General features: G+C 65.3%; 22 protein-coding genes. 2 read left to right on the top strand and 20 right to left on the bottom strand.

Annotated features, from left to right (window positions below; all coding sequences use genetic code 11):
* Positions 1-82: 82 nt before the first annotated feature.
* The 20 genes from ftsA to ATF69_RS04065 all read right to left on the bottom strand — a co-directional run bounded on the left by ftsA (position 83) and on the right by ATF69_RS04065 (position 24,207).
* Positions 83-1,312: a cell division protein FtsA gene (gene ftsA / locus ATF69_RS03970; RefSeq protein WP_146869955.1), complete on the bottom strand. Its 1,230-nt coding sequence runs from the start codon at positions 1,310-1,312 to the stop codon at positions 83-85.
* 107 nt (positions 1,313-1,419) lie between these two features.
* Positions 1,420-2,223: a cell division protein FtsQ/DivIB gene (locus ATF69_RS03975; protein WP_146869956.1), complete on the bottom strand. Its 804-nt coding sequence runs from the start codon at positions 2,221-2,223 to the stop codon at positions 1,420-1,422.
* Positions 2,223-3,212 (bottom strand): D-alanine--D-alanine ligase, encoded by a 990-nt coding sequence (locus ATF69_RS03980; protein WP_146869957.1) that lies wholly within the window; start codon positions 3,210-3,212, stop codon positions 2,223-2,225. The genes ATF69_RS03975 and ATF69_RS03980 overlap by 1 nt, the downstream gene beginning before the upstream one ends.
* Entirely contained in the window at positions 3,209-4,642 is a 1,434-nt protein-coding gene (gene murC, locus ATF69_RS03985; protein ID WP_146869958.1) for a UDP-N-acetylmuramate--L-alanine ligase, read from the bottom strand. Before murC ends, ATF69_RS03980 begins: the two co-directional genes overlap by 4 nt.
* Positions 4,639-5,709: an undecaprenyldiphospho-muramoylpentapeptide beta-N-acetylglucosaminyltransferase gene (gene murG / locus ATF69_RS03990; RefSeq protein ID WP_146869959.1), complete on the bottom strand. Its 1,071-nt coding sequence runs from the start codon at positions 5,707-5,709 to the stop codon at positions 4,639-4,641. Before murG ends, murC begins: the two co-directional genes overlap by 4 nt.
* Entirely contained in the window at positions 5,706-6,974 is a 1,269-nt protein-coding gene (gene ftsW, locus ATF69_RS03995; protein ID WP_056059212.1) for a putative lipid II flippase FtsW, read from the bottom strand. Before ftsW ends, murG begins: the two co-directional genes overlap by 4 nt.
* Entirely contained in the window at positions 6,971-8,947 is a 1,977-nt protein-coding gene (gene murD, locus ATF69_RS04000; RefSeq protein WP_425291760.1) for a UDP-N-acetylmuramoyl-L-alanine--D-glutamate ligase, read from the bottom strand. The genes ftsW and murD overlap by 4 nt, the downstream gene beginning before the upstream one ends.
* Positions 8,944-10,122, bottom strand: a complete 1,179-nt coding sequence (gene mraY / locus ATF69_RS04005) for a phospho-N-acetylmuramoyl-pentapeptide-transferase (protein ID WP_015012552.1) — start codon at positions 10,120-10,122, stop codon at positions 8,944-8,946. Before mraY ends, murD begins: the two co-directional genes overlap by 4 nt.
* 39 nt (positions 10,123-10,161) lie before the next feature.
* The gene (locus ATF69_RS04010) at positions 10,162-11,640 is read right to left on the bottom strand and encodes a UDP-N-acetylmuramoyl-tripeptide--D-alanyl-D-alanine ligase (RefSeq protein WP_146869960.1); all 1,479 of its coding nucleotides are present in this window, start codon (positions 11,638-11,640) and stop codon (positions 10,162-10,164) included.
* Complete coding sequence (locus ATF69_RS04015; RefSeq protein WP_146869961.1) at positions 11,631-13,145, bottom strand: UDP-N-acetylmuramoyl-L-alanyl-D-glutamate--2,6-diaminopimelate ligase; 1,515 nt, start codon at positions 13,143-13,145, stop codon at positions 11,631-11,633. Before ATF69_RS04015 ends, ATF69_RS04010 begins: the two co-directional genes overlap by 10 nt.
* Complete coding sequence (locus ATF69_RS04020; protein ID WP_116748936.1) at positions 13,145-14,890, bottom strand: peptidoglycan D,D-transpeptidase FtsI family protein; 1,746 nt, start codon at positions 14,888-14,890, stop codon at positions 13,145-13,147. Before ATF69_RS04020 ends, ATF69_RS04015 begins: the two co-directional genes overlap by 1 nt.
* Positions 14,887-15,216 (bottom strand): cell division protein FtsL, encoded by a 330-nt coding sequence (ftsL, locus tag ATF69_RS04025; RefSeq protein WP_121941978.1) that lies wholly within the window; start codon positions 15,214-15,216, stop codon positions 14,887-14,889. Before ftsL ends, ATF69_RS04020 begins: the two co-directional genes overlap by 4 nt.
* A gap of 1 nt (position 15,217) precedes the next feature.
* The gene (gene rsmH, locus ATF69_RS04030; protein WP_146869962.1) at positions 15,218-16,144 is read right to left on the bottom strand and encodes a 16S rRNA (cytosine(1402)-N(4))-methyltransferase RsmH; all 927 of its coding nucleotides are present in this window, start codon (positions 16,142-16,144) and stop codon (positions 15,218-15,220) included.
* A gap of 8 nt (positions 16,145-16,152) precedes the next feature.
* Entirely contained in the window at positions 16,153-16,581 is a 429-nt protein-coding gene (gene mraZ / locus ATF69_RS04035) for a division/cell wall cluster transcriptional repressor MraZ (RefSeq protein ID WP_015012546.1), read from the bottom strand.
* A gap of 252 nt (positions 16,582-16,833) precedes the next feature.
* Entirely contained in the window at positions 16,834-18,159 is a 1,326-nt protein-coding gene (gene hslU, locus ATF69_RS04040; protein ID WP_146869963.1) for an ATP-dependent protease ATPase subunit HslU, read from the bottom strand.
* 132 nt (positions 18,160-18,291) lie between these two features.
* Positions 18,292-18,858, bottom strand: coding sequence for an ATP-dependent protease subunit HslV (hslV, locus tag ATF69_RS04045; protein ID WP_056059237.1), 567 nt, complete (start codon positions 18,856-18,858; stop codon positions 18,292-18,294).
* Between the two features lie 157 nt (positions 18,859-19,015).
* The gene (locus ATF69_RS04050) at positions 19,016-20,755 is read right to left on the bottom strand and encodes an STAS domain-containing protein (RefSeq protein ID WP_056059240.1); all 1,740 of its coding nucleotides are present in this window, start codon (positions 20,753-20,755) and stop codon (positions 19,016-19,018) included.
* Between the two features lie 47 nt (positions 20,756-20,802).
* On the bottom strand, positions 20,803-21,600 hold the full coding sequence (gene dksA, locus ATF69_RS04055) for an RNA polymerase-binding protein DksA (RefSeq protein WP_082564985.1): 798 nt from the start codon (positions 21,598-21,600) through the stop codon (positions 20,803-20,805).
* A gap of 197 nt (positions 21,601-21,797) precedes the next feature.
* Entirely contained in the window at positions 21,798-22,859 is a 1,062-nt protein-coding gene (locus ATF69_RS04060) for a CobW family GTP-binding protein (RefSeq protein WP_146869964.1), read from the bottom strand.
* A 112-nt stretch (positions 22,860-22,971) separates the two neighbouring features.
* Positions 22,972-24,207 (bottom strand): class I SAM-dependent rRNA methyltransferase, encoded by a 1,236-nt coding sequence (locus ATF69_RS04065; RefSeq protein WP_099731228.1) that lies wholly within the window; start codon positions 24,205-24,207, stop codon positions 22,972-22,974.
* A gap of 228 nt (positions 24,208-24,435) precedes the next feature.
* Between ATF69_RS04065 and ATF69_RS04070 the strand changes: the two genes are divergently transcribed.
* Both ATF69_RS04070 and ATF69_RS04075 read left to right on the top strand, forming a co-directional pair.
* Positions 24,436-24,963, top strand: a complete 528-nt coding sequence (locus tag ATF69_RS04070; RefSeq protein ID WP_099731229.1) for a chemotaxis protein CheW — start codon at positions 24,436-24,438, stop codon at positions 24,961-24,963.
* A 32-nt stretch (positions 24,964-24,995) separates the two neighbouring features.
* Positions 24,996-26,657 (top strand): methyl-accepting chemotaxis protein, encoded by a 1,662-nt coding sequence (locus ATF69_RS04075; protein ID WP_146869965.1) that lies wholly within the window; start codon positions 24,996-24,998, stop codon positions 26,655-26,657.
* Positions 26,658-26,687 lie beyond the last annotated feature (30 nt).

Genomic DNA, 26,687 nt, shown 5'->3' on the forward strand with positions numbered 1-26,687 from the left:
CGCGGCGGTCCTGTACATCGCCATCGCTCGCGCGGTATCGGGTGAGGGCTCCCACGCGCTAGCCACAGGGGGTATTTCATGGTCAGAAATTCCCCACGATGAAATCTTTGAAGCGCCCGAATGCGGTCTTCATGGACCCACTCTTCTGAGCCACCTTGAAGCCGCGCAGACGTGCCAGGCGCGCTTCTTCAAGCAGCCCCATCACGGTGGCTGCACGGGGCTGGGCCACCATGTCAGCCAGGGCGCTGGAATACTTCGGCATGCCGCGCCGCACGGGCTTGAGGAAGATGTCCTCGCCCAGTTCGATCATTCCCGGCATGACCGAGCTGCCGCCCGTGAGCACGATGCCCGACGACAGCACTTCTTCGTAGCCCGACTCGCGCACCACCTGCTGCACGAGCGAGAAGATTTCTTCGACACGCGGCTCGATCACACCGGCCAGCGCCTGCTTGCTCAGCATGCGCGGGCTGCGGTCACCCAGGCCGGGCACTTCCACCTGCGCCTCGGGGTCAGCCAACAGTTGCTTGGCGTAGCCGCTTTCCACCTTGATGTCCTCCGCGTCCTTGGTCGGCGTGCGCAGTGCCATGGCGATGTCGCTGGTGATGAGGTCGCCCGCAATCGGAATCACCGCGGTGTGGCGAATCGCGCCGCCAGTGAAGATGGCGACATCGGTCGTGCCCGCGCCGATGTCCACCACCACCACGCCCAGCTCGCGCTCGTCGTCGGTCAGCACCGCCTGGCTGCTGGCCAGCGGATTGAGCATGAGCTGCTCCACTTCCAGGCCGCAGCGGCGCACACACTTGATGATGTTCTCGGCCGCGCTCTGCGCGCCGGTCACGATGTGGATCTTGGCCTCCAGGCGGATGCCGCTCATGCCGATGGGCTCCTTCACATCCTGCCCGTCGATCACGAATTCCTGCGGCTCCACCAGCAACAGGCGCTGGTCGCTGCTGATGTTGATGGCCTTGGCCGTCTCCACCACGCGGGCCACGTCGGCCGACGTGACTTCCTTGTCCTTCACCGCCACCATGCCGCTGGAGTTGAGACCGCGAATGTGGCTGCCCGTGATGCCGGTGTAGACGCGCTGGATCTTGCAGTCCGCCATCAGCTCGGCCTCTTTCAGCGCCTGCTGGATGCTCTGCACGGTGGCATCGATGTTGACCACCACCCCACGCTTGAGACCGTTGCTTGGGGCCACGCCCAAGCCTGCGAGCTTGAGCTCGCCATTGGGCAGAACCTCGGCCACCACAGCCATGACCTTGGCGGTGCCAATGTCCAGCCCCACGACGACGTCTTTGTATTCTCTTGCCATATCAGTCTCTGCCCTTCTCGGTTCTGTCCCGCTGTCCCACCAACCCCTCGCACCGCCCTCTCGGGGCCCGCAGAGTGCTGCGTTTTGCTCTGTCTTGCCTCATGCCATTACCTCTTGCGCACGGCCGTCGCGCCGGTTGCGTCTGCAGTCACTGTGGCCACACCCCGCAGGCGCAGGGCGTAGCCCCCGGCGTGGCGCAGGTCCGCAGACTCCAGCGCGTCCACGCGGCGGCCATACTGCGCGGCCACCTGGGTCAGGGTGCGTACAAAACGCTGCGTGCGCTGCACCACTTCCTGCGGCGTACCGCCTCCCAGCTCCACCACGGCCTCGCTGTCGAGGGTCGCGCGCCAGCCGCCTCGCCCGGTCAACTGCAGCTCTTCCACGTCCAGGCCCAGAGGTTTGAACACTGGCTCCAGCAGCCCATACATCTGCAGCACCTCGGCCGAGCTGCCTGTAGGCCCCTGCAGGCGCGGCAGGCCCTCCTGCTCCACGTCGCCCACATTGGCCTCGAAGACTTCGCCCTGGCTGTTGACCAGCGCTGAGCCGGTGTCCGGCCCCCAGTACGCCACCGCGTCATGCTCCTGCAACTCCACACGCAAGCTGCCGGGGTACACCCGACGCACTTGCGCGCGGCGTACCCAGGGCACCTGCTCGAAGGCCTCGCGGGCAGCACGCAGGTCCACGGTGAAGAAGTTGCCCACCAGATGTGGCGCCACATTGGCCCGCAGGGTCACCGCGTTGTTGTGCACCAGCTCGCCCTGCACCACGATGCGTGCGATGGCAAAGCCGGGGTAGCGCAGCACCCACCCCACCCCCGCCGCCAGCACGGCCAGGGCGCAGCCCACGAACAGGACCGACGCGGTCAGGTTCATGAGCTTGACGTCCAGGGGTGCGGGCAGCGTCTGGGTCATCAGGCGGCCTTTGGTTTTGCGGGCGTGTCGAGGGCCGCATCGGCGAGGATGCGCAGACACAGCTCTTCGTAGCTGATGCCCGAGGCGCGGGCCGACATGGGCACCAGCGAATGCCCCGTCATGCCAGGGGATGTGTTCATCTCCAGCAGGAAGGGCTTGCGGTCACTCGCGCGGATCATCAGGTCGGCACGGCCCCAGCCCCGGCAGCCCAGGGTGCGGTAAGCCTCCAGCACGATGCGCTGGATCTCGCGCTCTTCGGCCTCGGGCAGGCCGCTTGGGCACTGGTACTTCACGTCGTCGGTGAAGTACTTGTTCTGGTAGTCGTAGGCGCCATCGGGCGCCACGATGCGGATCACCGGCAGCGCACGCGCGCTGGCGCCCTGGCCCAGCACGGGGCAGGTCACCTCTTCGCCCTCGATGAACTCTTCGCAGAGCACGTCGGGGTCGTACTGGGCAGAGAGCTGCACGGCCTCCTGCATGTCCGAATAGCCGCGCACCTTGGTCACGCCGATGGACGAGCCTTCGCGCGGCGGCTTGACGATGAGCGGCAGGCCCAGCTCGTCGGGCACGGTGCGCACCACCTCGCGCTGCTGCCGGTCGGGAGCCAGCCACACATAGCGGGGCGTGGGCAGGCCCTCGGCCAGCCACACCCGCTTGGTCATGACCTTGTCCATGGCGATGGCCGAGGCCATCACGCCGGGGCCGGTGTACGGAATGCGCAGCAGCTCCAGCGCGCCCTGCACCGTGCCGTCTTCGCCATGGCGGCCGTGCAGTGCGATGAAGCAGCGGGCGTAGCCGTCGCGCTTCAAGTCGCCCAGCGCGTTCTGTGCGGGGTCAAACGCATGGGCATCCACGCCACGCGAGCGCAGCGCCTGCAGCACGCCGCTGCCCGACATCAGCGACACCTCGCGCTCGGCCGAGTCCCCGCCCATCAGGACGGCAACCTTGCCCAGCGACTTCACATCGATATTCGATTTAGGAAGGGTCATAGTGCGCTCCCTCCATGCGCTTTCAGCTCATTATTTTGTAGCATCTCAACCACCTTGCCGGGCACGGCACCAATGGAGCCGGCTCCCATGCACATCACCACGTCGCCCGCGCGTGCGTTGTCGGCAATGGCCTGGGGCAGATCGGCCACGTTGTCCACAAACACCGGCTCCACGCGCCCTGCCACACGCAGGGCACGGGCTAGCGAGCGTCCATCGGCGGCCACGACTGGCGCCTCGCCTGCGGCATACACCTCGGTGAGCAGCACCGCGTCGGCATGGCCGATCACCTTGACGAAATCTTCAAAGCAATCGCGCGTGCGGGTGTAGCGGTGCGGCTGGAAGGCCAGCACCAGGCGCCGCCCGGGGAACGCGCCGCGTGCGGCCGCCAGCGTGGCAGCCATCTCCACAGGGTGGTGGCCGTAGTCGTCGATGACGGTGAAGGTGCCGCCGTCCTTCGCGGGCAGATCGCCATAGCGCTGGAAGCGTCGGCCCACGCCCTTGAAGCCAGCCAGCGCGCGCTGCGCGGCGTCGTCGGGGATGTTCAGCTCCACCGCCACGGCAATGGCCGACAGCGCGTTGAGCACGTTGTGCTCGCCCGCGAGGTTGAGCACGATCTCCATGTCGGGCAGCGTGACGCCGTTGCGCCGCTGCACGGTGAAGCGCATCTGGCCCGCCTCGGCGCGCACGTTGATGGCGCGCACCTGCGCGTCTTCCGAGAAGCCGTAGCTGGTGATGGGGCAGGTCACGCTCTGCAGGATGTCGCGCACGGCGGGACTATCCACACACAGGATGGCCGTGCCGTAGAACGGCATGCGGTGCAGGAAATCGACAAACGCGCCCTTGAGCCGGCCGAAGTCGTGGCCATAGGTCTCCATGTGGTCGGCGTCGATGTTGGTCACCACGGCCATCACGGGCAGCAGGTTCAAGAACGACGCGTCGGACTCATCGGCCTCGACCACGATGTAGTCGCCGCTGCCCAGCTTGGCATTGGCGCCCGCGCTGTTAAGCCTGCCGCCGATGACGAAGGTCGGATCCAGCCCCGCCTCAGCCAGCACGCTGGTCACGAGGCTGGTGGTGGTGGTCTTTCCGTGCGTGCCCGCGATGGCAATGCCCTGCTTCAGGCGCATCAGCTCGGCCAGCATCAGTGCGCGCGGCACCACGGGGATCTTCTTTTCGCGTGCGGCCAGCACTTCAGGGTTGTCCGAAGTGACGGCTGTGGACGTGACCACGGCATCGGCACCATCGATGTGCGCTGCCGCGTGGCCGAGACAGGTCTTGATGCCGAGGTCTGCCAGGCGGCGCAGCGTGGCACTGTCGGCCAGGTCCGAGCCCGAGATGCGGTAACCCAGGTTGAACAGCACTTCGGCAATGCCACTCATGCCGGCGCCGCCGAGGCCTACGAAATGGATGTGGCGAATCGCATGTTTCATGGTTGGGCCAACTCCTCGCAGGCAGTCACCACCTCGCGGGTGGCGTTGATTTTTTGCATGTTTTTGGCCTTGAGCGCCACATCCACAAGTGTGGGCCGCTCTAATTTCAATAGCATTTCAGACAGCCCTTGCGGCGTCAGGTCGCGCTGCTGCACCAGCCAGCCGCCCCCTGCGTTCACGAGGAACTGCGCGTTGGTGGTCTGGTGGTCGTCCACGGCCGACGGGAAGGGGACAAAGATGGACGCGGCGCCCACGGCCGCGATCTCGGTGACGGTGCTCGCCCCCGCCCGGCAAACGATGATGTCGGCCGCTGCAAACGCGCTGGCGGTGTCGTCGATGAAAGGCGTCAGCTCTGCCTCGACCCCGGCGGCGGCGTAATTGGCGCGCAGCGCATCGATCTGCGCCGCACCGCTTTGGTGGACCACGGTGGGGCGCTGGTCGGCAGGCATCAGCGCGATGGCCTGGGGCACGATCTCGTTGAGCGCACGTGCGCCCAGGCTGCCGCCCACCACCAGCAGGCGCAGCGGGCCGCTGCGGCCCGCAAACCGCTCCGAGGGGCCGGGCTGCTGCGTGAAGGCAGTGCGCAGCGGGTTGCCCACCCACTGCCCCTGTTTGAACACGTTGGGGAAGGCCGTGAACACGCGGTCGGCCACACCGGCCAGGACCTTGTTCGCCATGCCCGCCACCGAATTCTGCTCATGCAGCACCAGGGGCTTGCCCGCGAGCACGCCCATCATCCCGCCCGGAAAGGTGATGTAACCACCCAGGCCCACCACCACGTCGGGCTTCACGCGGCGCACGACCTGCAGCGCCTGCCAGAACGCACGCATCAGGCGCAGCGGCAACAGCGCCAGCGTGACGAGCCCCTTGCCGCGCACACCCGAAAAATCGATGAGTTCCAGCGCAAAGCCGTGCTGCGGCACGATGCGCGACTCCATGCTGCCGGGCGCGCCCAGCCAGTGCACACGCCAGCCGCGTGCGCGCAGTTCCTCGGCCACGGCCAAGCCGGGGAAGATGTGGCCGCCGGTTCCACCAGCCATGATGAGGGCGGTCTTCTGCGTGCTCATACGCGACCTCCCCGCATGAGGAGCTTGTTCTCGTAATCGACCCGCAGCACCACCGCCAGCGCCACCAGATTCATCAAAATCGCCGACCCGCCAAAACTCATCAGTGGCAGCGTGAGCCCCTTGGTCGGCAGCGCGCCCAAATTCACGCCCATGTTGATGAAGGCCTGAAAACCGATCCAGATCGCCACGCCCTGCGCCACCAACCCCGCGAACACGCGGTCCAGCGCAATGGCCTGGCGGCCGATGTGCATGATGCGGCGGGTCATCCACAGGAACAGCACGATGAGCGCGACCACGCCCACCAGGCCAAACTCTTCGCCGATCACGGCCATCAGGAAGTCGGTGTGCGCCTCGGGCAGCCAGTGCAGCTTCTCCACGCTGCCCCCCAGCCCCACGCCAAACACCTCGCCGCGCCCGATGGCAATCAGCGAGTGCGATAGCTGGTAGCCCTTGCCGAGTGCATGCTGTTCGCTGAAGGGATCCAGGTACGCAAACACGCGCTCGCGGCGCCAGGGCGAACTGGCGATCATCAGCGCAAAGGCACCCACCAGCACCCCTGCGATCAGGAAGAACATGCGGGCATTCACACCGCCGAGGAACAGGATGCCCATGGCAATCACGGCCACCACCATGAAGGCGCCCATGTCGGGCTCGGCCAGCAGCAGCACGCCGACGATGGCCACCGCAGCGCCCATGGGCAGCACGGCGCGGAAGAAGCGCTCCTTCACCTCCATCTTGCGCACCATGTAGTCGGCGGCATAGATCAGCACCGCAAACTTGGCCACCTCGGAGGGCTGGAAACCCACGGGGCCGATGGACAGCCAGCGGCGCGCGCCATTGACCACCTTGCCCACGCCGGGGATCAGAACCGCCACCAGCATGAGCAAGGCCACGATGAACAACCAGGGCGCCACCCGCTCCCACAGCGCCATGGGCACCTGGAACGCCAGCAGCGCCGCCACAAACCCTACCACCAGGTACATCATGTGACGGGTCAGGAAATGGGTGGACGCATAGTTGGCAAAGCGCGGGTTGTCCGGCATGGCAATCGACGCCGAATACACCATCACCAACCCCCACGCCAGCAGTGCCACCACCACCCAGAGCAAGGCCTGGTCAAAGCCCAGCACGCTCGCGGGCGTGCTGGACGACTGCCGGTACTCGGTGCCGCCCACGCGCACGGGCAACACGTCGGCCGCCTTGCCGGGCAGGCCACCGAACCAGCCGGTCACGCGTTGCAACAGGGTGCTGGCGGGTGCCGTCATTGCATGCCCTCCACCGACTGGCCCGCATCGTCGGCCATCGCCCGCACGGTCTCGCAAAAGACCTGGGCGCGGTGCTCGTAGCCCTTGAACATGTCGAAACTGGCGCAGGCGGGCGACATCAGCACCGCATCGCCAGAGTGGGCGCGCTGCGCGGCCAGTGCAACGGCCTCAGGCAAGGTGTCCGCATCGAGCAACGGTACGCCAGCGTCCTGGAGCGCAGCGCGGATTAGCGGTGCGTCGCGGCCAATCAGCACCACCGCACGTGCATAACGTGCGACGGGGGCTGCCAAGGGCGCAAAGTCCTGCCCCTTGCCTTCTCCGCCCAGAATGACCACCAAACGCCGCTCCGTGCCCAGCCCCACCAGCGCAGCCGCCGTGGCGCCCACGTTGGTGCCCTTGCTGTCGTCAAAATATTCCACGCCGTGGATGATGGCCACGGGCTCCACACGGTGCGGCTCGCCCCGGTACTCGCGCAGGCCGTACAGCATGGGCGCCAGCGGGCAACCCGCCGCCGTGGCCAGCGCCAGCGCGGCCAATGCGTTGGTGGCGTTGTGGCGGCCCCGGATGCGCAGGGCATCCGCCGGCATGAGCCGCTGGATGTGCAGGTCCTCTTCGACCTCGTTGCGGCCACGCTTGCGGGTTTCGTCCGCGTCCATGGCGCGCACCAGCCAGGGCATGCCGCTCACCACCTCAATACCAAAGTCACCCGGACGCCGGGGCATGTCGCCACCAAAGGTGAGGTGCGCGCGCACCTGCGGCTTTTGCAGCTTGACCTTGACGGGTGGCGGCAGCATGGCCATCACCACAGCGTCTTCGCGGTTCAGGATCATCAAGCCCGTCTGGCCAAAGATGCGCGCCTTGGCCGCAGCGTAAGCCTCGATGCTGCCGTGCCAGTCCAGGTGGTCCTGCGTGATGTTGAGCACCGTGGCGGCCGTGGGCTCGAAGCCCCCTTCACCCCCATTCACGCCATCCAGCTGAAAGCTCGATAGTTCCAGCACCCACACGTCGGGCAAGGTGTCTGCATCCAGGTGTTCTGCCAGTGTGTCGAGCAGGGTCGGACCGATGTTGCCGGCCACGGCCACGCGTTTGCCAGAGCGCTCCACCAACTGTCCGGTGAGCGAGGTCACGGTGGTCTTGCCGTTGGTCCCGGTGATAGCCAGCACGGCCGGGGCATACGCGTGCGATTCGCGCAGCGCTGTCAGGGCCATGGCATAAAGACTCAGCTCACCGCCAGCGCTGATGTTGTTTGCACGAGCCGCTTCGAAAACAGGAGCAACTGCCTCGGGGCTCAACCCTGGCGAACGATAGACCGCGTGCAGATTCTGCCCTTGTACCAAGCTGGCATCGAATGCGCCCGACACAAAGCGGACCAGGGGCAGCTCTCGCTGCAGTGCGGGCAGTTGCGGCGGGGCGGCGCGCGTGTCGGCCACAGTGACTTGCGCGCCGCAACGTACGCACCAGCGTGCCATCGCCATGCCCGAGGCGCCCAGGCCCAGGATCAGGATGTGCTGGCCTTGCAGCAGGTTCGCAACGCCCTCGCGCGCCGGGCCTGCAGGCACGTCCGGCGTCGCAGGCTCGTCGACCTCTGCGGTGTCTGCGGCGCCCGCACTGTCAGCGGCTACCGACTCAGGAGCCGCCACCTCGGCAAAGATCTGCGCCACAAAATCCGCTGCGGCCTTCGCGGCGGAGACAGCAGGCACGGCCTCGGGGTTCCAGGCAGTGCTGGTGCTCTTTCCTGCCGGCGCACCTGGGGCCGCCTCAGTGACCTCTGCGGGAGGCATGCCGTCTGGCACCTCGCTGCCCGATGCCGCAGTGTCCTGCCCTGGATTCACATCGGGCACCGCGGGCGCAGCATCCTGCCTGCCAGGGTCGACCTCTGGAGCACCGGCAGCATCCACCCCAGCCCCTGCCAACGGGGGCATGGCCTCGGACGTGCCGAGGGGGTCAGGGACAAGAGGATCGTTCGGGTTCATCGCAGTTTCAGCGTGGACAGGCCAATCAGGCACAGCAGCATGGTGATGATCCAGAAGCGCACGACCACCTGCGTTTCTTTCCAGCCGCTCTTTTCAAAGTGGTGGTGCAGGGGCGCCATCTTGAGCAGGCGGCGGCCTTCGCCATAGCGCTTCTTGGTGAACTTGAACCAGGTGACCTGCAGCATCACCGACAGGGCCTCGACCACAAAGATGCCGCCCATGATGGCCAGCACGATCTCCTGGCGTACGATGATGGCGATGGTGCCCAGGGCTCCGCCCAGCGCCAGCGCCCCCACGTCGCCCATGAAAACCTGGGCGGGGTGCGCGTTGAACCAGAGGAAAGCCAGGCCCGCGCCCGCCATGGCAGCGCAGAAGATCAGCAACTCGCCCGAACCCGGAATGTGCGGGAAGAACAGGTACTTGGAATACACCGAGCTGCCGGTGACATAAGCAAACACGCCCAGCGCCGAGCCCACCATCACCACGGGCATGATGGCCAGGCCGTCCAGGCCGTCGGTCAGGTTCACCGCGTTGCTGGAGCCCACGATGACAAGATAGGTGAGGATCACGAAGCCGAGCACGCCCAGCGGGTAACTCACTTCCTTGAAGAAGGGCAACTGCAGCCCCGCCTTGGGCGGCAGGTCCAGCGAAAAGCCCGACTGCACCCAGCCCACGAACAGTTCCCACACCTTGGCGTTGGAGCTTTCAGAAATGCTGAACACCAGGTACAGCGCGGCCATGAGGCCGATCACCGACTGCCAGAAGTACTTCTCGCGCGAACGCATGCCTTCGGGGTCCTTGTTGACCACCTTGCGCCAGTCGTCCACCCAGCCGATGGCGCCAAAACCCAGCGTGACGATGAGCACGATCCACACAAAGCGGTTGGACAGGTCAAACCACAGCAGGGTGGAAATGGCGATCGACAACAGGATCAACACACCGCCCATGGTGGGCGTGCCGCTCTTGGACAGGTGCGACTGCATCGCATAGCCGCGGATGGGCTGGCCGATCTTGAGCGAGGTGAGGATGCGAATCACCTTGGGGCCGGCCACCAGCCCGATGAGCAGCGCCGTCATGGCGGCCATCACTGCACGGAACGTGAGGTACTGGAACACCCGAAAGAAGCCGAACTCGGGCGACAGGCCCTGCAGCCATTGCGAGAGCATCAGCAGCATGTGGCACCTCCGGCATGGGCTGACACCGTACGGGCAATATCAATGCGTTGCGCCATGGTGTCCCTCCCGTGGGTTGATCGGCTTTTGTTGTTGTTCTGGGGGCAGTGCGGCGGCGCTGATCGCCTCGACCACCTGTTCCATCTTCATGAATCGCGATCCCTTGACCAGCACGCTGCCCACCGTGGGCAGGGCGTTGCGCACCGCATCCTGCAGTGCGCTCATATCGTTGAAATGCCGGGCAACACCACCCTGCCCGTCGCCGTACGCCGACGCGGCGTGCACCGACTGCGCGCCCAGCGCAAACATCGTGGGGATACCAGCCTCACGGGCCAGTGCGCCGGCCTCGGTGTGGAACTGTGGCCCCTGGTCGCCCACCTCGCCCATGTCGCCCATCACCAGCAGTTGCGGGCCTGGCAGTTCGGCCAGCACCTGGATGGCAGCGTGCATGGAGTCGGGGTTCGCGTTGTACGTGTCGTCCACCACCGTGATGTCGCGGCCCGCGACGGTCACACTGAAAGCGCGCGAGCGGCCCTTGACCGGTGTGAAGTCGCGCAGCCCCTGGGCAATGGCCGCGACGGGTGCACCCGCTGCCAGCGTGCACGCCGTGGCCGCCAGCGCGTTGGTGACGTTGTGGCGGCCAGCGATGTGCAGGCGGGTCGTGATCTCGCCGCGTGGTGTAGTCAGGGTGACCGCCCAGGCGCCGCGCTCCCACGTGGCCTGCGCACAGCGAACATCGCCGCCATCACCAAAGGTCACCGTGCGGCGGCCGGGCCGCCCCAGAGCCAGTGACTGCCAGAGGCCCGTGTAGGAATCCCCTGAGGGGAACACGGCTACGCCATCGGCCGGCAAGCTGGCAAACACCGAGCCGTTCTCGCGGGCCACCGCCTCGACGGTATGCATGAACTCCAGATGCTCCCGCTGCGCGTTGTTGACCAAGGCCACCGTGGGCTGGGCCATGGCGGCCAGCGTGGCGATCTCGCCAGGGTGGTTCATGCCCATCTCGATCACGGCGGCGCGGTGGCTGGCGCGCAGGCGCATCAGCATCAGCGGCACACCGATGTCGTTGTTGAAATTGCCCTGCGTGGCAAACGCAGCTTCACCCTGCCAGGCACGCAGGATGGACGCGATCATCTGCGTCACCGTGGTCTTGCCATTGCTGCCCGTCACGCCGATCAGCGGCAGGTGGAACTGCGTACGCCAGCCGGTGGCAAGTGCGCCCAGCGCAGCCAGGCTGTCGGGCACTTCGATGCCGGGCAAACCGGCTGCCTCCAGGCCACCGTGTGCAATGGCTGCAGCGGCGCCGCCAGCACGGGCATCGGCCAGGAAGGCGTTGGCATCAAAACGCTCCCCCTTGAGCGCCACAAACAGATCGCCCGGCTGCAGGGTGCGCGTGTCGGTATGCACACGCGCCAGCGGCGTGGCGCCATCGCCCACCAAGCGGGCGGCGGGAATGCGCGGCTGCAGCAGTGCCCAGGCTTGCTGCAGTGTCATGACGGGTGCAATGGTGTTCATGCCCATGTGTGGGCTCCTCGGGCCTGCAGCGCAGCCTGCGCGTGGGCCATGTCGGAGAACGGCACGCGCACGCCTGCCGTCTCCTGGGTGTCTTCGTGGCCCTTGCCGGCAATCAGCACCACGTCGGCAGGTGCGGCTTCGGCAATGGCTTGGGCGATGGCGGCCGCACGGTCAGGCTCAGCACGCACGGTGCCACCGGCAATCGTGCCCTGCAGGATCTGGTGCAGGACGGCGGCCGGGTCTTCGCTGCGGGGGTTGTCGCTGGTCACCAGCACCTGGTCGGCCTGCTGCTGGGCTACGGCACCCATCAGCGGGCGTTTGCCCGCGTCGCGGTCGCCGCCGCAGCCGAACACACACCACAGCCGCCCGCCACGCTCGGTGGCCAGGGGGCGCAGGGCTTGCAGGGCCTTGTCCAAAGCGTCGGGAGTGTGGGCGTAGTCCACGGCCACCAGGGGTTGGCCCACCGCCACCAGCCGCTGCATGCGGCCCGGCACGGGCTGCAGGCTTGCGCAGGCGCGCACAGCGCGGCCCAGCGGCACACCCAGGCTGCGCAGCGTGGCCAGCACCCCCAGTAGGTTCAGCACGTTGTACTGGCCGATCACGCGGGTTTGCAGCAGCTGCCGGTCAGAGCCCTCGGCCACCGTGAAACACAGCCCCTGGTCGCCCAGGGTGATGTCCTGCGCAGCCAAGCGCGCAGCCCCCTGGGCCGAGACGCTCCACAGATCCAGGGCACTGCCGTTCAGCTCGCCATGCAATTGGGCGCCTGCGGGGTCGTCCACATTGATGATGGCAGCCTGCAGGCCCGGCCAGTCGAACAGCGCCCGCTTGGCCAGCCAGTAATCGGCCATGCTGCCGTGGTAGTCCAGGTGGTCTTGCGTGAAGTTGGTGAAGATGGCCGCGTGGATGTGCGTGCCGTCAAGCCGGGCCTCGGCCAATCCAATCGACGAAGCCTCGATAGCGCAGGCACCGAGGCCCTGCGCCACAAACTGGGCAAACGCGCGCTGCAACCGCACCGGGTCGGGCGTGGTCATGCCGGTGGAGGTGAGCGCGGGTGGCAGTCCCATGCCCAAAGTGCCCACCAGCGCACATTGATCTTGCCCTGATTGCTCCTCATTCGATAGCGCATTCAGAGCACCTGCGAGCCACCACGCCGTGCTGGTCTTGCCGTTGGTTCCCGTCACCGCCAGCACCTTCAGCTGCTGCGTGGGTTGTGCAAACCATTCGGCGGCGATGGGCCCTGTGGCGGCCTTGAGACCTTGCAGCGCCGCCATGTGGTCGCCCGCAAAAGCGAAGGCCTCGACCCCCGCCTGTTCGACGAGGCAGGCCGTGGCGCCACGCACCATGGCGTCGGCCACATGCGCGCGGCCGTCTGTGGCGGCACCGGGCCAGGCAATAAAGCCGTCGCCGGGCGTGATCTGGCGGCTGTCGGTGTGCAGGGCGCCGGTGACGCGCGTGCGCAGCCATTGCACCGCGTCGCTGGCAGTCTGGAGGGTGTGGAGCGGCGCTTGCATCACAGCGACTCCTCCACGGCATTGGCCACGATCTGCGGCTTGACGGCCATGTCGGGCTGCACACCCATCATGCGCAGGGTCTGCTGCACCACCTCGCTGAACACCGGCGCGGCCACGGCACCGCCGTAGAACACGCCGTTGCTGGGCTCGTCGATCATCACGGCCACGATGATGCGGGGCTTGTCGATGGGTGCCATGCCGGTGAACCACGCGCGGTACTTGCCCGAGGCGTAGTTCTTGCCCACCTGCTTGCGTGCCGTGCCCGACTTGCCGCCCACGGAGTAGCCCACGGTCTGCGCCTTCTGGCCCGTGCCGCCGGGGCCTGCGGCCATCTGCAGCATCTTGCGCACCTGGTCGGCCGTGCGCTCGGAAAAAACAGGCACGCCCACGGCGGGCTCGGCCGTCTTGAGCATGGTGGCGGGAATCACCCGACCGCCATTGGCAAACACGGTGTACGACCGTGCCATCTGGAACAGGCTGGCCGAGAGGCCGTAGCCGTACGACATGGTGGCCTGCTCCACGGGGCGCCAGCTCTTGTAGGGGCGCAGGCGGCCCGTCACCACGCCCGGGAAGTGCAATTGGGGCTTCTGACCAAAACCGGCGGCCGAGAAGGTCTCCCACATCTCGCGCGCGGGCATCTGCATGGCCAGCTTGGTGGTGCCCACGTTGCTGGACTTCTGGATCACGCCTTCGACCGTGAGCACGCCGTAGTTGTGCGTGTCCGAGATCGTGGAGCCTGTGATGGTGATGCGTCCGGGGTTGGTATCCACCACGGTCTCGGGGCGCACGCGCCCGGTCTCCAGCGCCAGGCCGATGGTGAACGGCTTCATGGTCGAGCCGGGCTCGAACACGTCGGTCAGCGCACGGTTGCGCAACTGCTCGCCAGTCAGGTTCTGGCGCTTGTCGGGCACGTAGCTCGGGTAGTTGGCCAGCGCCAGCAGCTCACCCGTGTGGGCATCGAGCACCACCACGCTGCCCGCCTTGGCCTTGTGCGCGGCGACCTGGTCGCGCAGCTTCTGGTACGCAAAGAACTGCACCTTGCTGTCGATGGACAACTGCATGTCCTTGCCATCGACCGGGGGCACGGTTTCGCCCACGCTTTCGACCACACGACCCAATCGGTCCTTGATCACGCGGCGCGAACCGGGCTTGCCCGCCAGCTCCTTATCGAACGCCAGCTCCATGCCTTCCTGGCCGTGGTCTTCCACGTTGGTGAAGCCCACCACGTGTGCGGCAGCCTCGCCCTCGGGATACTGGCGCTTGTATTCCTTGCGCTGGTAGATGCCCTTGATGTCCAGGGCTGCGATCTGCTGGCCCACATCCCAGTCAAGCTGACGCTTGATCCAGACGAAGGTCTTGTCCTCATCCGCCAGTTTTTTCAGCAGGTCGGCCTGCGGCATGTCCAGCAGCTTGGCCAGCTGCTTGAGCTTGGCGCGAACCTCGGGCTTGTCCTGGTCCACGTCTTCGGGGATCGCCCAGATGCTGGCAGCCGGCACGCTGGACGCGAGGATCAGGCCATTGCGGTCCACGATCTTGCCGCGGTTGGCAGGTAACTCCAGCGTGCGCGCAAAACGCACCTCGCCCTGACGCTGGAAGAACGCGTTGCCAAACACCTGCACATAGGCCGCCCGCCCAGCCAGCCCCAGAAAGCCCAGCCCAATCACCGCCACGATGAACTTGCTGCGCCAGACCGGCGTCTTGCTGGCCAGCAAAGGGCTGGATGTATAGAGCACGCTGCGGCTCATGGCTGCACCCCGGCGGGTTGCGAAGCGGCGGCTGTTGCCGCTGCGGTGGCAGTTGCGACGCCTTGCGGGTCAGACACGTACTGGGTGATCGCTGGGGTGGCGGTGCGCATGTTCAGCTGCGCACGCGCGATCTTCTCCACCCGCAGCGGCGTGGCCTGGGCGCGCTTTTCCACCTGCAGGCGCTGGTGCTCCGTCTCCAGACGGCGGGCCTCGGCCACGGCGCGGTCCAGCTCGGTGAACAGGCGGCGCGATTCGTACTGGGTGTGCACCAGATAGATCGCACTGGCCAGCACCGCCAGCAACAGGACCACGTTGAGCCGCGTCATGTCAGACGACTGCCGTGCGCTCGGCCACGCGCATGATGGCGCTGCGCGAGCGGGGATTGGCCTCGACCTCGGCCGCACTGGGCTTGATGCGGTCGAGCGCGATGAGCTTCATGGCCTGCGGCGCAGCAAACGGTGCGCGGCGGTCGTAGACCTCCTTGGAATGTTTGGCGATGAACTGCTTGACGATGCGGTCTTCGAGCGAATGGAAGCTGATGACCACCAGCCGCCCACCGGGCTGCAGCACCGAGAGGCTGGCCTCTAGCGCCTGTTGCAGCTCTTCAAGCTCGGCGTTGATGAAAATCCGAAGAGCTTGAAATGTGCGCGTTGCAGGGTTCTGGCCCGGCTCGCGGGTTTTGACCGCGCCAGCCACGAGGTCGGCCAATTCTGCGGTGGTTGCAAGAGGACCCCGTTCTTCGCGCCGAGCAACAATCGCCTTTGCAATGGGGCCAGCAAACCGTTCTTCACCGTAGTCACGTATCACCTCCGCAATCTGACCGACTTCGGCCGTGGCCAACCAATCGGCCACGCTTTCGCCGCGCGTGGTATCCATGCGCATGTCCAGCGGACCGTCAAAACGGAAACTGAAGCCCCGCTCGGGGCTGTCGATCTGGGGCGAGCTCACGCCCAGGTCCATCAGAACGCCCGCAGCACTGGCGGGCGGCAGGTCGGCCAGATGGCGAAAACCTTCGTGCCGAATGGAAAAACGCGCATCGGTGATGCGCGTTGCTTCGGCGATGGCTTCGGGGTCCTTGTCAAAGGCCACCAGGCGCCCCTGGGGGCCTAGCCGGAGCAGGATGAGGCGGGAGTGCCCGCCGCGCCCGAAGGTCGCATCGATCCAGGTGCCGGAAGGCTCCGTGCCTGCGCCGCCCAGGAGAGAGTCCACGGCCTCATTCAGCAGGACGGTGGTGTGTTGCAAGGGGGATGTCACAGCGCGCCTTAAAAGGAGAAGTCCTTGAAGACATCCGGCATCTCACCCTGCATGGCCTTGGCTTCCTGCTCGTCGTAGGTGGCCTTGTCCCAGAGTTCGAAATGGTTGCCCATGCCCAGCAGCATGGTGTCTTTGGAAATACCGGCGGCTTCGCGCAGCTCGGGGGAGATCAGCACACGGCCGGTGGCGTCCATGTCCACATCCATGGCATTGCCCAGGAAGATGCGCTTCCACCACTGGGCGGACATGGGCAGCTGGGCGATGCGCTCGCGGAACTTCTCCCATTCAGGGCGGGGGAAGACCATGAGGCAGCCGTGCGGGTGCTTGGTGATGGTGAGCTGACCGGATGCCGTGGCCGCGAGGACGTCACGATGCCGGGTCGGCACGGACAGCCGACCCTTCGCATCGAGACTCAGCGACGAGGCACCTTGAAACACGGACAGATTCCCAGTTCGGTTTTGCGCCTCGCAGGTCCAGAAACGGACCTTGAGGGCACTTTTCACCACTTAATTGCACTTTTTTGCACTGTAGCAGGAAAAGCACACCGAACAAGGGGGTTGTCCCACAAACTTTTCAATGAAATCAACGACTTAGATGCGTTTTTTCAGACACCAGAACGCCAAAAGTCGTTGAAAAAGAAGCACTTAGAGAGGCCTATGAAAGTGACCTCTCAAGGCTTGACCGAGTGGTCACAGGATGTAGCGCGACAGGTCCTCGTCCTGGCTCAGGGTCTGCAGGCGGGTATCGACGTAGGCGGCGTCGATGGTGATGGTCTGGCCGGCCAGGCGGGTGGCGTCAAAGCTCACCTCGTCCAGCAGGCGCTCCATCACCGTGGACAGGCGGCGCGCGCCGATGTTCTCGGTGCGTTCGTTCACCTCAAAGGCGATGTGCGCCAGGCGGGTGATGCCCTCGGGCGCGAACTCCAGCGTGACGCCCTCGGTGGCCAGCAACGCTTGGTACTGCTTGACCAGCGACGCATGGGTCTGGGTGAGGATGGCTTCGAAGTCCTTGACCGACAGCGATTCCAGCTCCACCCGGATCGGGAACCGTCCCTGCAGCTCCGGGATCAGGTCGCTGGGTTTGGACAGGTGGAACGCCCCCGAGGCGATGAACAGGATGTGGTCCGTCTTGATCATGCCGTACTTGGTGGACACCGTGGTGCCCTCCACCAGCGGCAGCAGGTCGCGCTGCACGCCCTGGCGCGATACGTCGGCGCCACTGCTTTCCTGCCGCGCGGCCACCTTGTCGATCTCATCGATGAAGACGATACCGTTTTGCTCGGCGCTGACCACCGCGCGGGTCTTGATGTCCTCTTCGTTGACCAGCTTGGCCGCCTCTTCATCGGCGATGAGCTTCAGGGCCTCGGCAATCTTGAGTTTGCGGGTCTTGCGCTTGTCCTGCCCCAGCTGGCTGAACATGCCACGCAGCTGCTCGGTCATCTCTTCCATGCCCTGGGGGCCCATGATTTCGAGCTGGGGGCGGCCTTCGGCCACGTCGATCTCGATCTCCTTGTCATCCAGTGCACCTTCGCGCAGCTTCTTGCGAAAGACCTGGCGGGCCGTGTTGTCAGCGGCGGGTTCGCTGCCTGCCGCTGCGCGGGCCGGGGGGATCAGCACGTCCAGGATGCGTTCCTCGGCGGCATCTTCGGCGCGGGTGCGCACCTTCTTCATCTCGGCCTCGCGCGTCTGCTTCACAGCCATCTCGGCCAGGTCGCGGATGATGGAATCCACGTCCTTGCCCACGTAGCCCACCTCGGTGAACTTGGTGGCCTCGACCTTGATGAAGGGCGCATCGGCGAGTCTTGCAAGGCGGCGTGCAATCTCGGTCTTGCCCACGCCGGTGGGGCCGATCATGAGGATGTTCTTGGGCGTGATCTCCTGGCGCAGGCTGCCTTCCACCTGCTGGCGGCGCCAGCGGTTGCGCAGAGCGATGGCCACGGCACGCTTGGCGCTGGCCTGGCCCACGATGTGGTGGTCCAGCTCGGAGACGATTTCCTGGGGGGTCATGGACGACATACAGGTCTTCCTGGTATCAAATGGGACTGTAGCGCTAGTGAATCATGCACCAGCAGCTATAAAAAACAGAGCATTTAGCCCCCGATGCGCTGACCGTGAGGCCAGCGCGGGGCCTGTTCCACCGTCGCACGCTCAGAGCGTCTCGATGGTGTGGTTCATGTTGGTGTAGATGCAGAGTTCGCCCGCAATTTCGAGCGACTTTTTCACGATCTCTTGGGCAGACAACTCGGTATTCACCAGCAGCGCCTTGGCCGCCGAGTGCGCATAAGCGCCCCCCGAGCCAATCGCCACGATGCCTTGCTCGGGCTCCAGCACGTCGCCATTGCCGGTGATGATGAGCGACGCACTGGCGTCGGCCACGGCCAGCATGGCTTCGAGGCGGCGCAAGACCCGGTCGGTACGCCAGTCCTTGGTGAGTTCGATGGCAGCGCGCGTCAGGTGGCCCTGGTGCTTTTCCAGCTTCGCCTCGAAGCGCTCGAACAGCGTGAACGCATCGGCCGTGGCGCCCGCAAAGCCCGCCAGCACCTTGCCGTGGTAGAGCTTGCGCACCTTGCGCGCCGTGCCCTTGACCACGATGTTGCCCAGCGTGACCTGCCCATCGCCGCCGATGGCGACCTGGATGCCGGAAGGCGTCTGACGACGCACACTGAGGATGGTGGTGCCGTGGAACACCGGATGGTTGTCTTGAGATGAATCCATAGCTGCGGCAGATGGGGATCACCAGGCATTTTGCAAGCCGCCCTCGGGACGGATGCCGCACACGCAGCCTGGCTAACCACGCGACACGCCATTACCCAACGCCCGCAAGACTGGAATCTGGACCGGAACAGCCCCCCCCCCCCCAGGAGAGGTGCTGCTAGTTCTTCCGGGGGACCACCCAGGCGTGCTCGTTGATTCCGATCACGTTGAAGAAGATCGCCACCAGCCGCTGCAAGTTGTGGAACTGGATCACATGGCCGTGGCCCTGTTGCTCGGCCGCCCAGTTGAGCACGGAGCCTGCAGCCGCAAAGTCCACCCGGATCAGCTTGTCGCAGGCAATGGTCAGCGGCACGCCGGGCTTGAAGTGCGCCTCGAACGGCTGCAGCAGGGGCGTGGCATCGCCGTCGATATGGCCGCTGAGCTGTGCGACGGGTCCGGTCTCCAAGGGAGCGGGGACCGACGACTCACCGAGATCGGACGCCATGAAGTCGCTGTCAGCGGCCAGAGGCGCAGAGCCCGAAGACACACCCTCGTTGTCCGAGTATCCGCAACGTGGCGACACCCAGGAGGGCGGAGAGACTTCGTAGGTCACGCAGTAGTCGAGCGCCACCAGTTCAAACTCGTCGGGCTTGCCCATGAGGCGCATGGCTGCCATGCGCAAACGCCACCACTCGGGGCTGTTCGAGCGGTCGCCCGACTGGGTCTTGGCATCGAGCAGGGCATGGAGCTTTTCAACCCCCGAAAACACGATCTGGACATCGCGGTCGGCCCAAAGGCTGAACTGGTCAGCCAACAGGGGCACTGCCGCCTCGTCAATCGAAGCAAGGCGTGACCAGGACAGCGTCCAGGGGGACGCCGCACGGGCCAGCGAGGCCTGCAGTGCGGCCACCGAAGAAACCGCCACGGTGGGCGGAGCGTTCCAGCTGAAATCACGGCGCATGGCGGCGGCAGGCTCGGCAGCGGGAGCCACTTCAACGGCCAGGCCCAGTTGCGCCGGGATGGAAAACCACAGCGGCGCCGAGCGGCCATATTGCGCGGCAAAGTCGATGGCCAGGGTGTCAAAACGGTCGTGCTGCCCGGTGGCCCGGTAAAGGTCGAACAGCGTCATCCAGATTTCCAGCTGCTGCGCTGGATCGTCCTGCTGGTGCTGGGCCAGCACCTCCAGCAGGCCAGACTCGGCCCCTGCATGGTCACCATTGGCAAACCGGATGGCGGCTTCTTCAAGATCGGGTTCGTGCACGAATTCCTCCGGTTCGAATGCGGGCGCGGGCGCAGCCGTGGGAGCCGCAGGGCTGAAGGATGCTTCGACGTGTGGGGTGCTGCCGGGCAGCATGGTGGCGTCCGTGCCACCAAAGCGGCCAATGGCCATGCTGTCATCAGCGAACAGAGGCTGAACGGCGGGTTTGGTATCCAGCGGGGCAGACAGGCTCCCGGGCACCGTGGGCGCATAGGCACGGGCTTGCTCTTCCGCAGACGCCTCCGTGCTGGAATCCGGCATCACCCCTGGTTGGGTGGGTGCGTCGGCGCCCTGCTTGCTCTTCCACCACTGCTGGGACATCTGCGCTTCGATCTCGTCGATCTTCTTGAGCGTCACGGCCCGCTCGTCGGGCGATGCCATGCTGCTCTGGAAAAACGAGGGGCGCCCTGCGGCATCTTCCACCCGCTGCCCGTGCAAGACCTCGCGCTGGCGCAGCTTGCGCAGCTGATCGAACTCGCGGCGCCGCACAAAATCGTTGCGGCGCTTGCGCTCGATCATCTCCTTGAGCATCTGCTTGCTGTACTGGCTCTCCCGGTCGTCCTGGAGGGAGTCCAGCTCCGTCCAATTGACGGTCGGATTCTTCACGAACCGCACAACCTTCGATAGCAGGCCGCCAGGGGTCGATTCTTCCTTGCTCATGGCTCAGGGTGCAGAGTGCGCTCGTTGATCAACAGGCGGCTGCCTGCTCAATCCCCAAACATCTTCTGCTTGAGTTCGCGGCGTTGCTGCGCTTCGAGCGACAGCGTGGCGGTGGGACGTGCGATCAGGCGGCCCACACCAATGGGCTCACCGGTTTCGTCGCAGTAACCGTAGTCACCTGCATCAATGCGGGCAATGGATTGTTCGATCTTCTTGAGCAACTTGCGCTCCCGGTCGCGGGTGCGCAACTCCAGTGCGTGCTCTTCTTCGATGGTGGCGCGGTCGGCCGGGTCGGGCACCACCACGGTGTCCTCACGCAGATGCTCAGTGGTTTCGCCGGCGCTGTTGTGGATGTCCTGCTTGAGCTGAACGAGCTTGAGGCGGAAGAACGCCATCTGCTTTTCGTTCATGTACTCGCTGTCGGGCATGGCCATGACTTCAGCGTCGGTCAGCTCGGCGACGGACTTGGTTTTCCAGTTGTTCGCCAGCTTGGGGTCTTTTTTGGCAGCCGTGTAAGTGGGCTGCGCTTGCGCGGTCGTGGGCATGGTGTGTTGATAACTGGCTTTGGCAGCTGTCGAAGCCACCGTCTGTGCCATGGATGGTACGGTCAATTGGGCCAATCGGGAAGAAGGCCGGGTTGTGCGCACGGGTACCTGCGAGCCCGCTTGCAGTGCGGGCGCCGGAGCGGGTGCCGCCACGGCCGGGGGCGCGACCACCTTGGGTGCCGCAGCAGCCTTGGTAGTGGCCTTCGCAGCAACTTTGGGTGCCGCTGGGGCGGCGGCGCTTTTCGCCGCGGCAGGGGGTGCCTTGGTGGCCCCCTTGGATTTGCTGGTGTCGGCTTTCACTTCCTGGTCTCCTCGCAGTACGGGCGGGCCCCAGCTGCATTCGCAGCCAAGGGCGTGTGGCAAGCCTTCCGGGGTCTAGAACCTGTTCACAGGTTCTTGCCGGGGCGCGATTGTATCGACCTGGGCTGACGCAAACGGAAACGTTGCAGATACAACACAAATCGGGCTCCATCGCCCCCTCGGAACCGGCGAACAGGTCAAACCAGGCTTTGCTCCAGCCCCTGCAGGAAGATGTCCTTGGGCAGGTCAATGCCAATAAAGACCATCTTGCTGGTACGCGCCTCGCCCTCGGCCCACTGGGGGCCCAGGTCGCTGCCCATGAGCTGGTGCACGCCCTGGAATATGACCTTGCGTTCAGTGCCCTTCATATTCAGCACCCCTTTGTAGCGCAGCATGCGCGGGCCGTAAATATTGACGATGGCGCCAAGGAAGTCTTCGAGCTTGGCCGGATCGAACGGGCGGTCCGATCGGTACACAAAACTCTTCACATCGTCATCGTGGTGATGGTGATGGCCATGGCCGTGCTCATGCTGGTGGGAGGGGTGGCTGCAGTGTTCGCCATGTTCGTGGTCATGGTCGTGGTGGTCATGCCCATCCCCTTCTTCCTTGAGGAAGTCCGGGTCGATGTCCAACTTGGCATTGAGGTTGAAGCCGCGCAGGTCCAGCACCTCCTTGAGCGGCACTTCGCCAAAATGCACGGCCTTGATGGGCGCGCGCGGGTTCATGTGCTTCAGGCGATGGATCAGCGCTTCGGTCTCGTCCTTGGACACCAGGTCGGTCTTGGACAGGAAGATCTGGTCCGCAAACCCCACCTGGCGGCGCGCCTCCTGCCGGTCGTTGAGCTGCTGTGGCGCATGCTTGGCGTCCACCAGCGTGATGATCGAGTCGATGAGGTAGGTTTCGGCGATCTCTTCGTCCATGAAGAAGGTCTGTGCGACGGGGCCCGGGTCGGCCACGCCGGTGGTCTCGATCACGATGCGGTCAAAGTCAAGCAAGCCCTTGCGCTTCTTGGCCGCCAGCAGTTGCAGCGTCTCGCGCAGGTCTTCGCGGATGGTGCAGCAGATGCAGCCATTGCTCATCTGTACGATCTGCTCCTTGGACTCGGTCACCAGGATGTCGTTGTCGATGTTTTCTTCGCCGAATTCGTTCTCGATCACGGCGATCTTCTGGCCATGGGCTTCGCTCAAGAGGCGCTTGAGCAACGTCGTTTTGCCCGAGCCCAGGAAGCCGGTGAGGATGGTGACGGGGATCAGTGCCATAAATCTGTCTTTCAAGGGAATCAAATACTTGCGCTGCGCGGCGCAGTGCCCCACCCAGGGGCATCTTTTTCAGTGTACCGAGGCTGTCAAGCCCCTGCTGGCACCGGAAAGCTCACCCCTTGCGCATCACCACCAGCCCCTTGAGGTACTCGCCCTCCGGAAACTCCAGCGTCATCGGGTGGTCGGGCGCGCCGCCCAGGCGCTCCAGGATGTAGCCGTCCACCCCTGCATCCGCTCCGGCCGAGGCCACGATCTTGTGGAACAGGTCGGCGCTGATGCCGCCCGAGCACGAGAAGGTGAACAGCACCCCGCCGGGCGACAGCAACTGCAGCGCCAGCCGGTTGATGTCCTTGTAGGCGCGCGCGGCCCGCTCGGCGTGGGCCGCCGTGGGGGCGAACTTGGGCGGGTCCAGGATGATGGCGTCAAAACGCTGGCCTTCCTTGAGGAACTGGCGCAGCGAGGCATTCACGTCGGCATCGAGGAAGGTGGCCCGGTTCGGATCGAACCCGTTGAGCGCCACATGGGCGCGGGCGCGCTCCAGGGCCGGGCCCGAGGAATCGATGGAGGTCACGTGCCCGTCGGCCACGGTGCCCGCTGCACGCATACCCGCCAGTGCCGCCACGCTGAAGCCGCCGGTGTAGCAAAAGCAGTTGAGCACATGCTTGAAACCCAGGCGCTGGGTGTAGTCAGCAAACCGCTGGCGGCTGTCGCGCTGGTCCAGATAGAAGCCGGTCTTGTGGCCCTCAGCGATGTTGAGCGTCAGACGCCACTGGTGTTCACGGATCGTGAGTTCGAGCGGCGGCCCCTCGCCATCACCTGCAGCACCCGTGGGCCCGCCGCGCAGCCAGCCGGTGGCGGGCTCCAAGCCCTCCAGCGAACGCACGCTGGCATCCGAGCGCTCGTAGAGCTTGGTCAGCCCCGTTTCGCGCAGCAGCGCATCGGCAATCACGCCCTTCCAGCGCTCGGTGCCCGCGCTGGTGAACTGCGCCACCAGCGTATCGCCATAGCGGTCCACGATGAGCCCCGGCAGACCGTCGGATTCGCCGTGCACCAGGCGCACGCCATCACTTTGCACATCAAAACGGGCTCTGGCGATGATGGAACGTGCGCAAGCAGCTATAAAAAACGGAGCATCAATGCGCTGCGCCTCGTCAAAGCTCCACACCCGCGCGCGGATGCGCGAGCTGGGGCTGTACGCAGCCCAGGCCAGAAACTGGCCTTCGTGCGATTCCACGCGCACGGTCTCGCCGCTGTCGCCGCCGCCCTTGGCGATGGCCGATTCAAAGATCCAGGGATGGCGGCGCAACAGCGAGCGCTCTTTGCCCGCGCGGAGTCGAAGGGTTTTCATGACCCGGATTGTGCGTGCTGGCGGGCACGGGTGAGCCACCCGCCGATGGAAAACTGCGCGCAAAAGCTACCCACGCCCCTGGTCACACCCCCATCAGGCAGGCCCAGCCAGCCCTTCCCAGCCCGGCAGGAACGCAGCCGATCTGCCGCATTGAAATCGCATATTTGACAAATATGATTTTTAATCGATAGAATTGCTTAAATTATCATTTTTATCACAAACACTCCGATGACCACCTCTGCCACACGCCCCAGCATCACCCGCCTAGCCCCCGCGCCCGGCACGGCCCAGGCCGTGATGACCGACCTTCGCGAATTTCTGGCCTTCAAGATAGGCAACGAGGAATACGGGGTGGACATCCTGCGCGTGCAGGAGATCCGGTCGTACGAGAAGCCCACCACCATCGCCAACGCGACCGGTGAGCTTTTGGGCGTGATGAACCTGCGCGGCGTGATCGTGCCCATCCTCGACCTGCGCCTGAAGCTGGGCCAGACCGCTGTGCAGTACGACCACCTGAAGGTGGTGATCGTGCTGCACATCGGCCAGCGGACGGTGGGTGTGGTGGTGGACGGCGTGTCCGACGTGCTCACGCTGGAGCGCGAACAGCTGCGCCCCGTGCCCGCCCTGCGCGGCAACGTCAAGCCCGAACACCTGCTGGCCATCGGCTCGGTCGGCCCGCGCATGCTGATCCTGCTCGATATCGAGAAATTTCTTGCCAAATCGGTAGCGAGTGATACACCTGCCACCAGCCACTGAACGGCTGCATCACCCACAAGGAACTGCTAATCATGAACTTCAATGACCTGAAGATTTCTACCCGCCTGTCTCTGCTGCTGGCCGTACTTTGCGTGCTGACCGTTGTGATCGGCAGCGCAGGCCTCACCGGCATGCAGCGCGCCAACGCGGGGCTCAATACCGTGTACCAGGACCGCGTGGTGCCACTCAAACAGATCAAGCTGGTGTCAGACGCGTACGCCGTGAACGTAGTGGATACCGCACACAAGGTGCGCGACGGCGCGCTCACCCCGCAGCAAGGGTTGGATTCGATCGCCAGAGCCAAGAAGGACATCAGTGACAACTGGAACGCCTATCTGGCAACCGAGCTGGTGGCCGACGAAGTGCGCCTGGCAGCCCAATTCAAAGAGCTGCAGCCCAAAGCCGATGGCGCCGTCCAAGCGCTGGAAAACCTGATCGGTAACAAGGATCTGCCGGGCCTGACCGACTATGCCGCACGAGAGATGTACCCCGCACTCGATCCGCTGCAAGACGTGCTCGGCGCTCTGGTGCAGGTGCAACTGGACACTGCGCGCAAGGAGTATGACCAAGCGGTCGAGTCCTATGCCCATACGCGATGGTTCGTGGCGCTGGCTATTGCCAGTGGTGTGCTATTCGCCCTGGGCTTTGGCTACCTTGTGACCCGCAGCATCGTGGGCCAGTTGGGCACCGAGCCGGGCACTGCTGCCGCACTGGCGCGCAGCGTGGCGCACGGCGACCTGACCGTGGCCATTGACCTCAGGCCCGGCGACACCTCCAGCCTGATGGCGCAACTCAAGCGCATGCAGGACAGCCTTGCCACCATGGTAGCCATGGTGCGCCAGAGCTCCATCAACGTAGCCAGCGCTTCGGAACAAATCGCACAGGGCAACAACGACCTGTCTTCGCGCACCGAAGAGCAAGCCAGCGCGCTCGAAGAGACCGCCGCCTCCATGGAGCAGCTCAACGCCACTGTGCGCCAGAACGCCGAGAACTCCCGCCAGGCCAACCAGCTGGCCCAGACCGCCACCTCGATCGCAGTGCAGGGTGGCGAGGTGGTGGCTGACGTGGTGCGCACCATGAGGGACATCAACGACAGCAGCAACAAGATCTCCGAGATCATTGGCGTCATCGACTCCATCGCATTCCAGACCAATATCCTGGCTCTGAACGCGGCGGTGGAGGCCGCACGCGCTGGCGACCAGGGCCGGGGCTTTGCCGTGGTGGCCACCGAGGTGCGCGTGCTGGCGAGCCGCTCGGCCGAGGCCTCCCGCGAGATCAAGGGCCTGATCGGGACCAGTGTGGAGCGCGTGGAAGCCGGGTCGGCCCTGGTGGACCGCGCCGGTCAAACCATGAGTGAGGTCGTTGCCTCCATCCGCCGTGTCACCGACATCATGGGCGAGATCAGCGCCGCCAGCACCGAACAAAGCCAAGGAGTGGATCAGATCAACGAAGCGGTAACGCAGATGGACCACGCCACCCAACAAAACGCCGCCCTGGTGGAAGAAATGGCCGCAGCCGCTGCCAGCCTGAACCAGCAGGCGGGCGAACTGGTCCAGTCGGTCGCCACCTTCAAGCTGCCTGATGGCCAGGACCAAGCCCAGGTCCCCGTGCAAGAGCCACGCGCTGTCGTGCAACACCGGCCGGTACGCCGCCCCCTGCTGGGTCACGCCCATCTGCCGATGGCGGCCGCCTGAGCCGCGCGGCCAGGCGTGCCGGCCGCGCCC

Source organism: Acidovorax delafieldii, assembly GCF_007993815.1.
GTDB classification, from domain to species: Bacteria; Pseudomonadota; Gammaproteobacteria; order Burkholderiales; family Burkholderiaceae_C; genus Acidovorax; species Acidovorax delafieldii.

Coding starts and splice junctions, on each gene's coding strand:
- ATF69_RS04060 (WP_146869964.1), bottom strand. CDS start 22,859: ATGGCACTGATCCCCGTCACCATCCTCACCGGCTTCCTGGGCTCGGGC.
- hslU (WP_146869963.1), bottom strand. CDS start 18,159: ATGTCGTCCATGACCCCCCAGGAAATCGTCTCCGAGCTGGACCACCAC.
- ftsL (WP_121941978.1), bottom strand. CDS start 15,216: ATGACGCGGCTCAACGTGGTCCTGTTGCTGGCGGTGCTGGCCAGTGCG.
- ATF69_RS04070 (WP_099731229.1), top strand. CDS start 24,436: ATGACCACCTCTGCCACACGCCCCAGCATCACCCGCCTAGCCCCCGCG.
- hslV (WP_056059237.1), bottom strand. CDS start 18,858: ATGGATTCATCTCAAGACAACCATCCGGTGTTCCACGGCACCACCATC.
- ATF69_RS04010 (WP_146869960.1), bottom strand. CDS start 11,640: ATGGGCATGAACACCATTGCACCCGTCATGACACTGCAGCAAGCCTGG.
- ATF69_RS04075 (WP_146869965.1), top strand. CDS start 24,996: ATGAACTTCAATGACCTGAAGATTTCTACCCGCCTGTCTCTGCTGCTG.
- ATF69_RS04020 (WP_116748936.1), bottom strand. CDS start 14,890: ATGAGCCGCAGCGTGCTCTATACATCCAGCCCTTTGCTGGCCAGCAAG.
- ftsA (WP_146869955.1), bottom strand. CDS start 1,312: ATGGCAAGAGAATACAAAGACGTCGTCGTGGGGCTGGACATTGGCACC.
- murC (WP_146869958.1), bottom strand. CDS start 4,642: ATGAAACATGCGATTCGCCACATCCATTTCGTAGGCCTCGGCGGCGCC.
- murG (WP_146869959.1), bottom strand. CDS start 5,709: ATGAGCACGCAGAAGACCGCCCTCATCATGGCTGGTGGAACCGGCGGC.
- ATF69_RS04050 (WP_056059240.1), bottom strand. CDS start 20,755: ATGAGCAAGGAAGAATCGACCCCTGGCGGCCTGCTATCGAAGGTTGTG.
- ATF69_RS04015 (WP_146869961.1), bottom strand. CDS start 13,145: ATGCAAGCGCCGCTCCACACCCTCCAGACTGCCAGCGACGCGGTGCAA.
- ATF69_RS03980 (WP_146869957.1), bottom strand. CDS start 3,212: ATGACCCTTCCTAAATCGAATATCGATGTGAAGTCGCTGGGCAAGGTT.
- mraY (WP_015012552.1), bottom strand. CDS start 10,122: ATGCTGCTGATGCTCTCGCAATGGCTGCAGGGCCTGTCGCCCGAGTTC.
- ATF69_RS03975 (WP_146869956.1), bottom strand. CDS start 2,223: ATGACCCAGACGCTGCCCGCACCCCTGGACGTCAAGCTCATGAACCTG.
- ATF69_RS04065 (WP_099731228.1), bottom strand. CDS start 24,207: ATGAAAACCCTTCGACTCCGCGCGGGCAAAGAGCGCTCGCTGTTGCGC.
- ftsW (WP_056059212.1), bottom strand. CDS start 6,974: ATGACGGCACCCGCCAGCACCCTGTTGCAACGCGTGACCGGCTGGTTC.
- murD (WP_425291760.1), bottom strand. CDS start 8,947: ATGAACCCGAACGATCCTCTTGTCCCTGACCCCCTCGGCACGTCCGAG.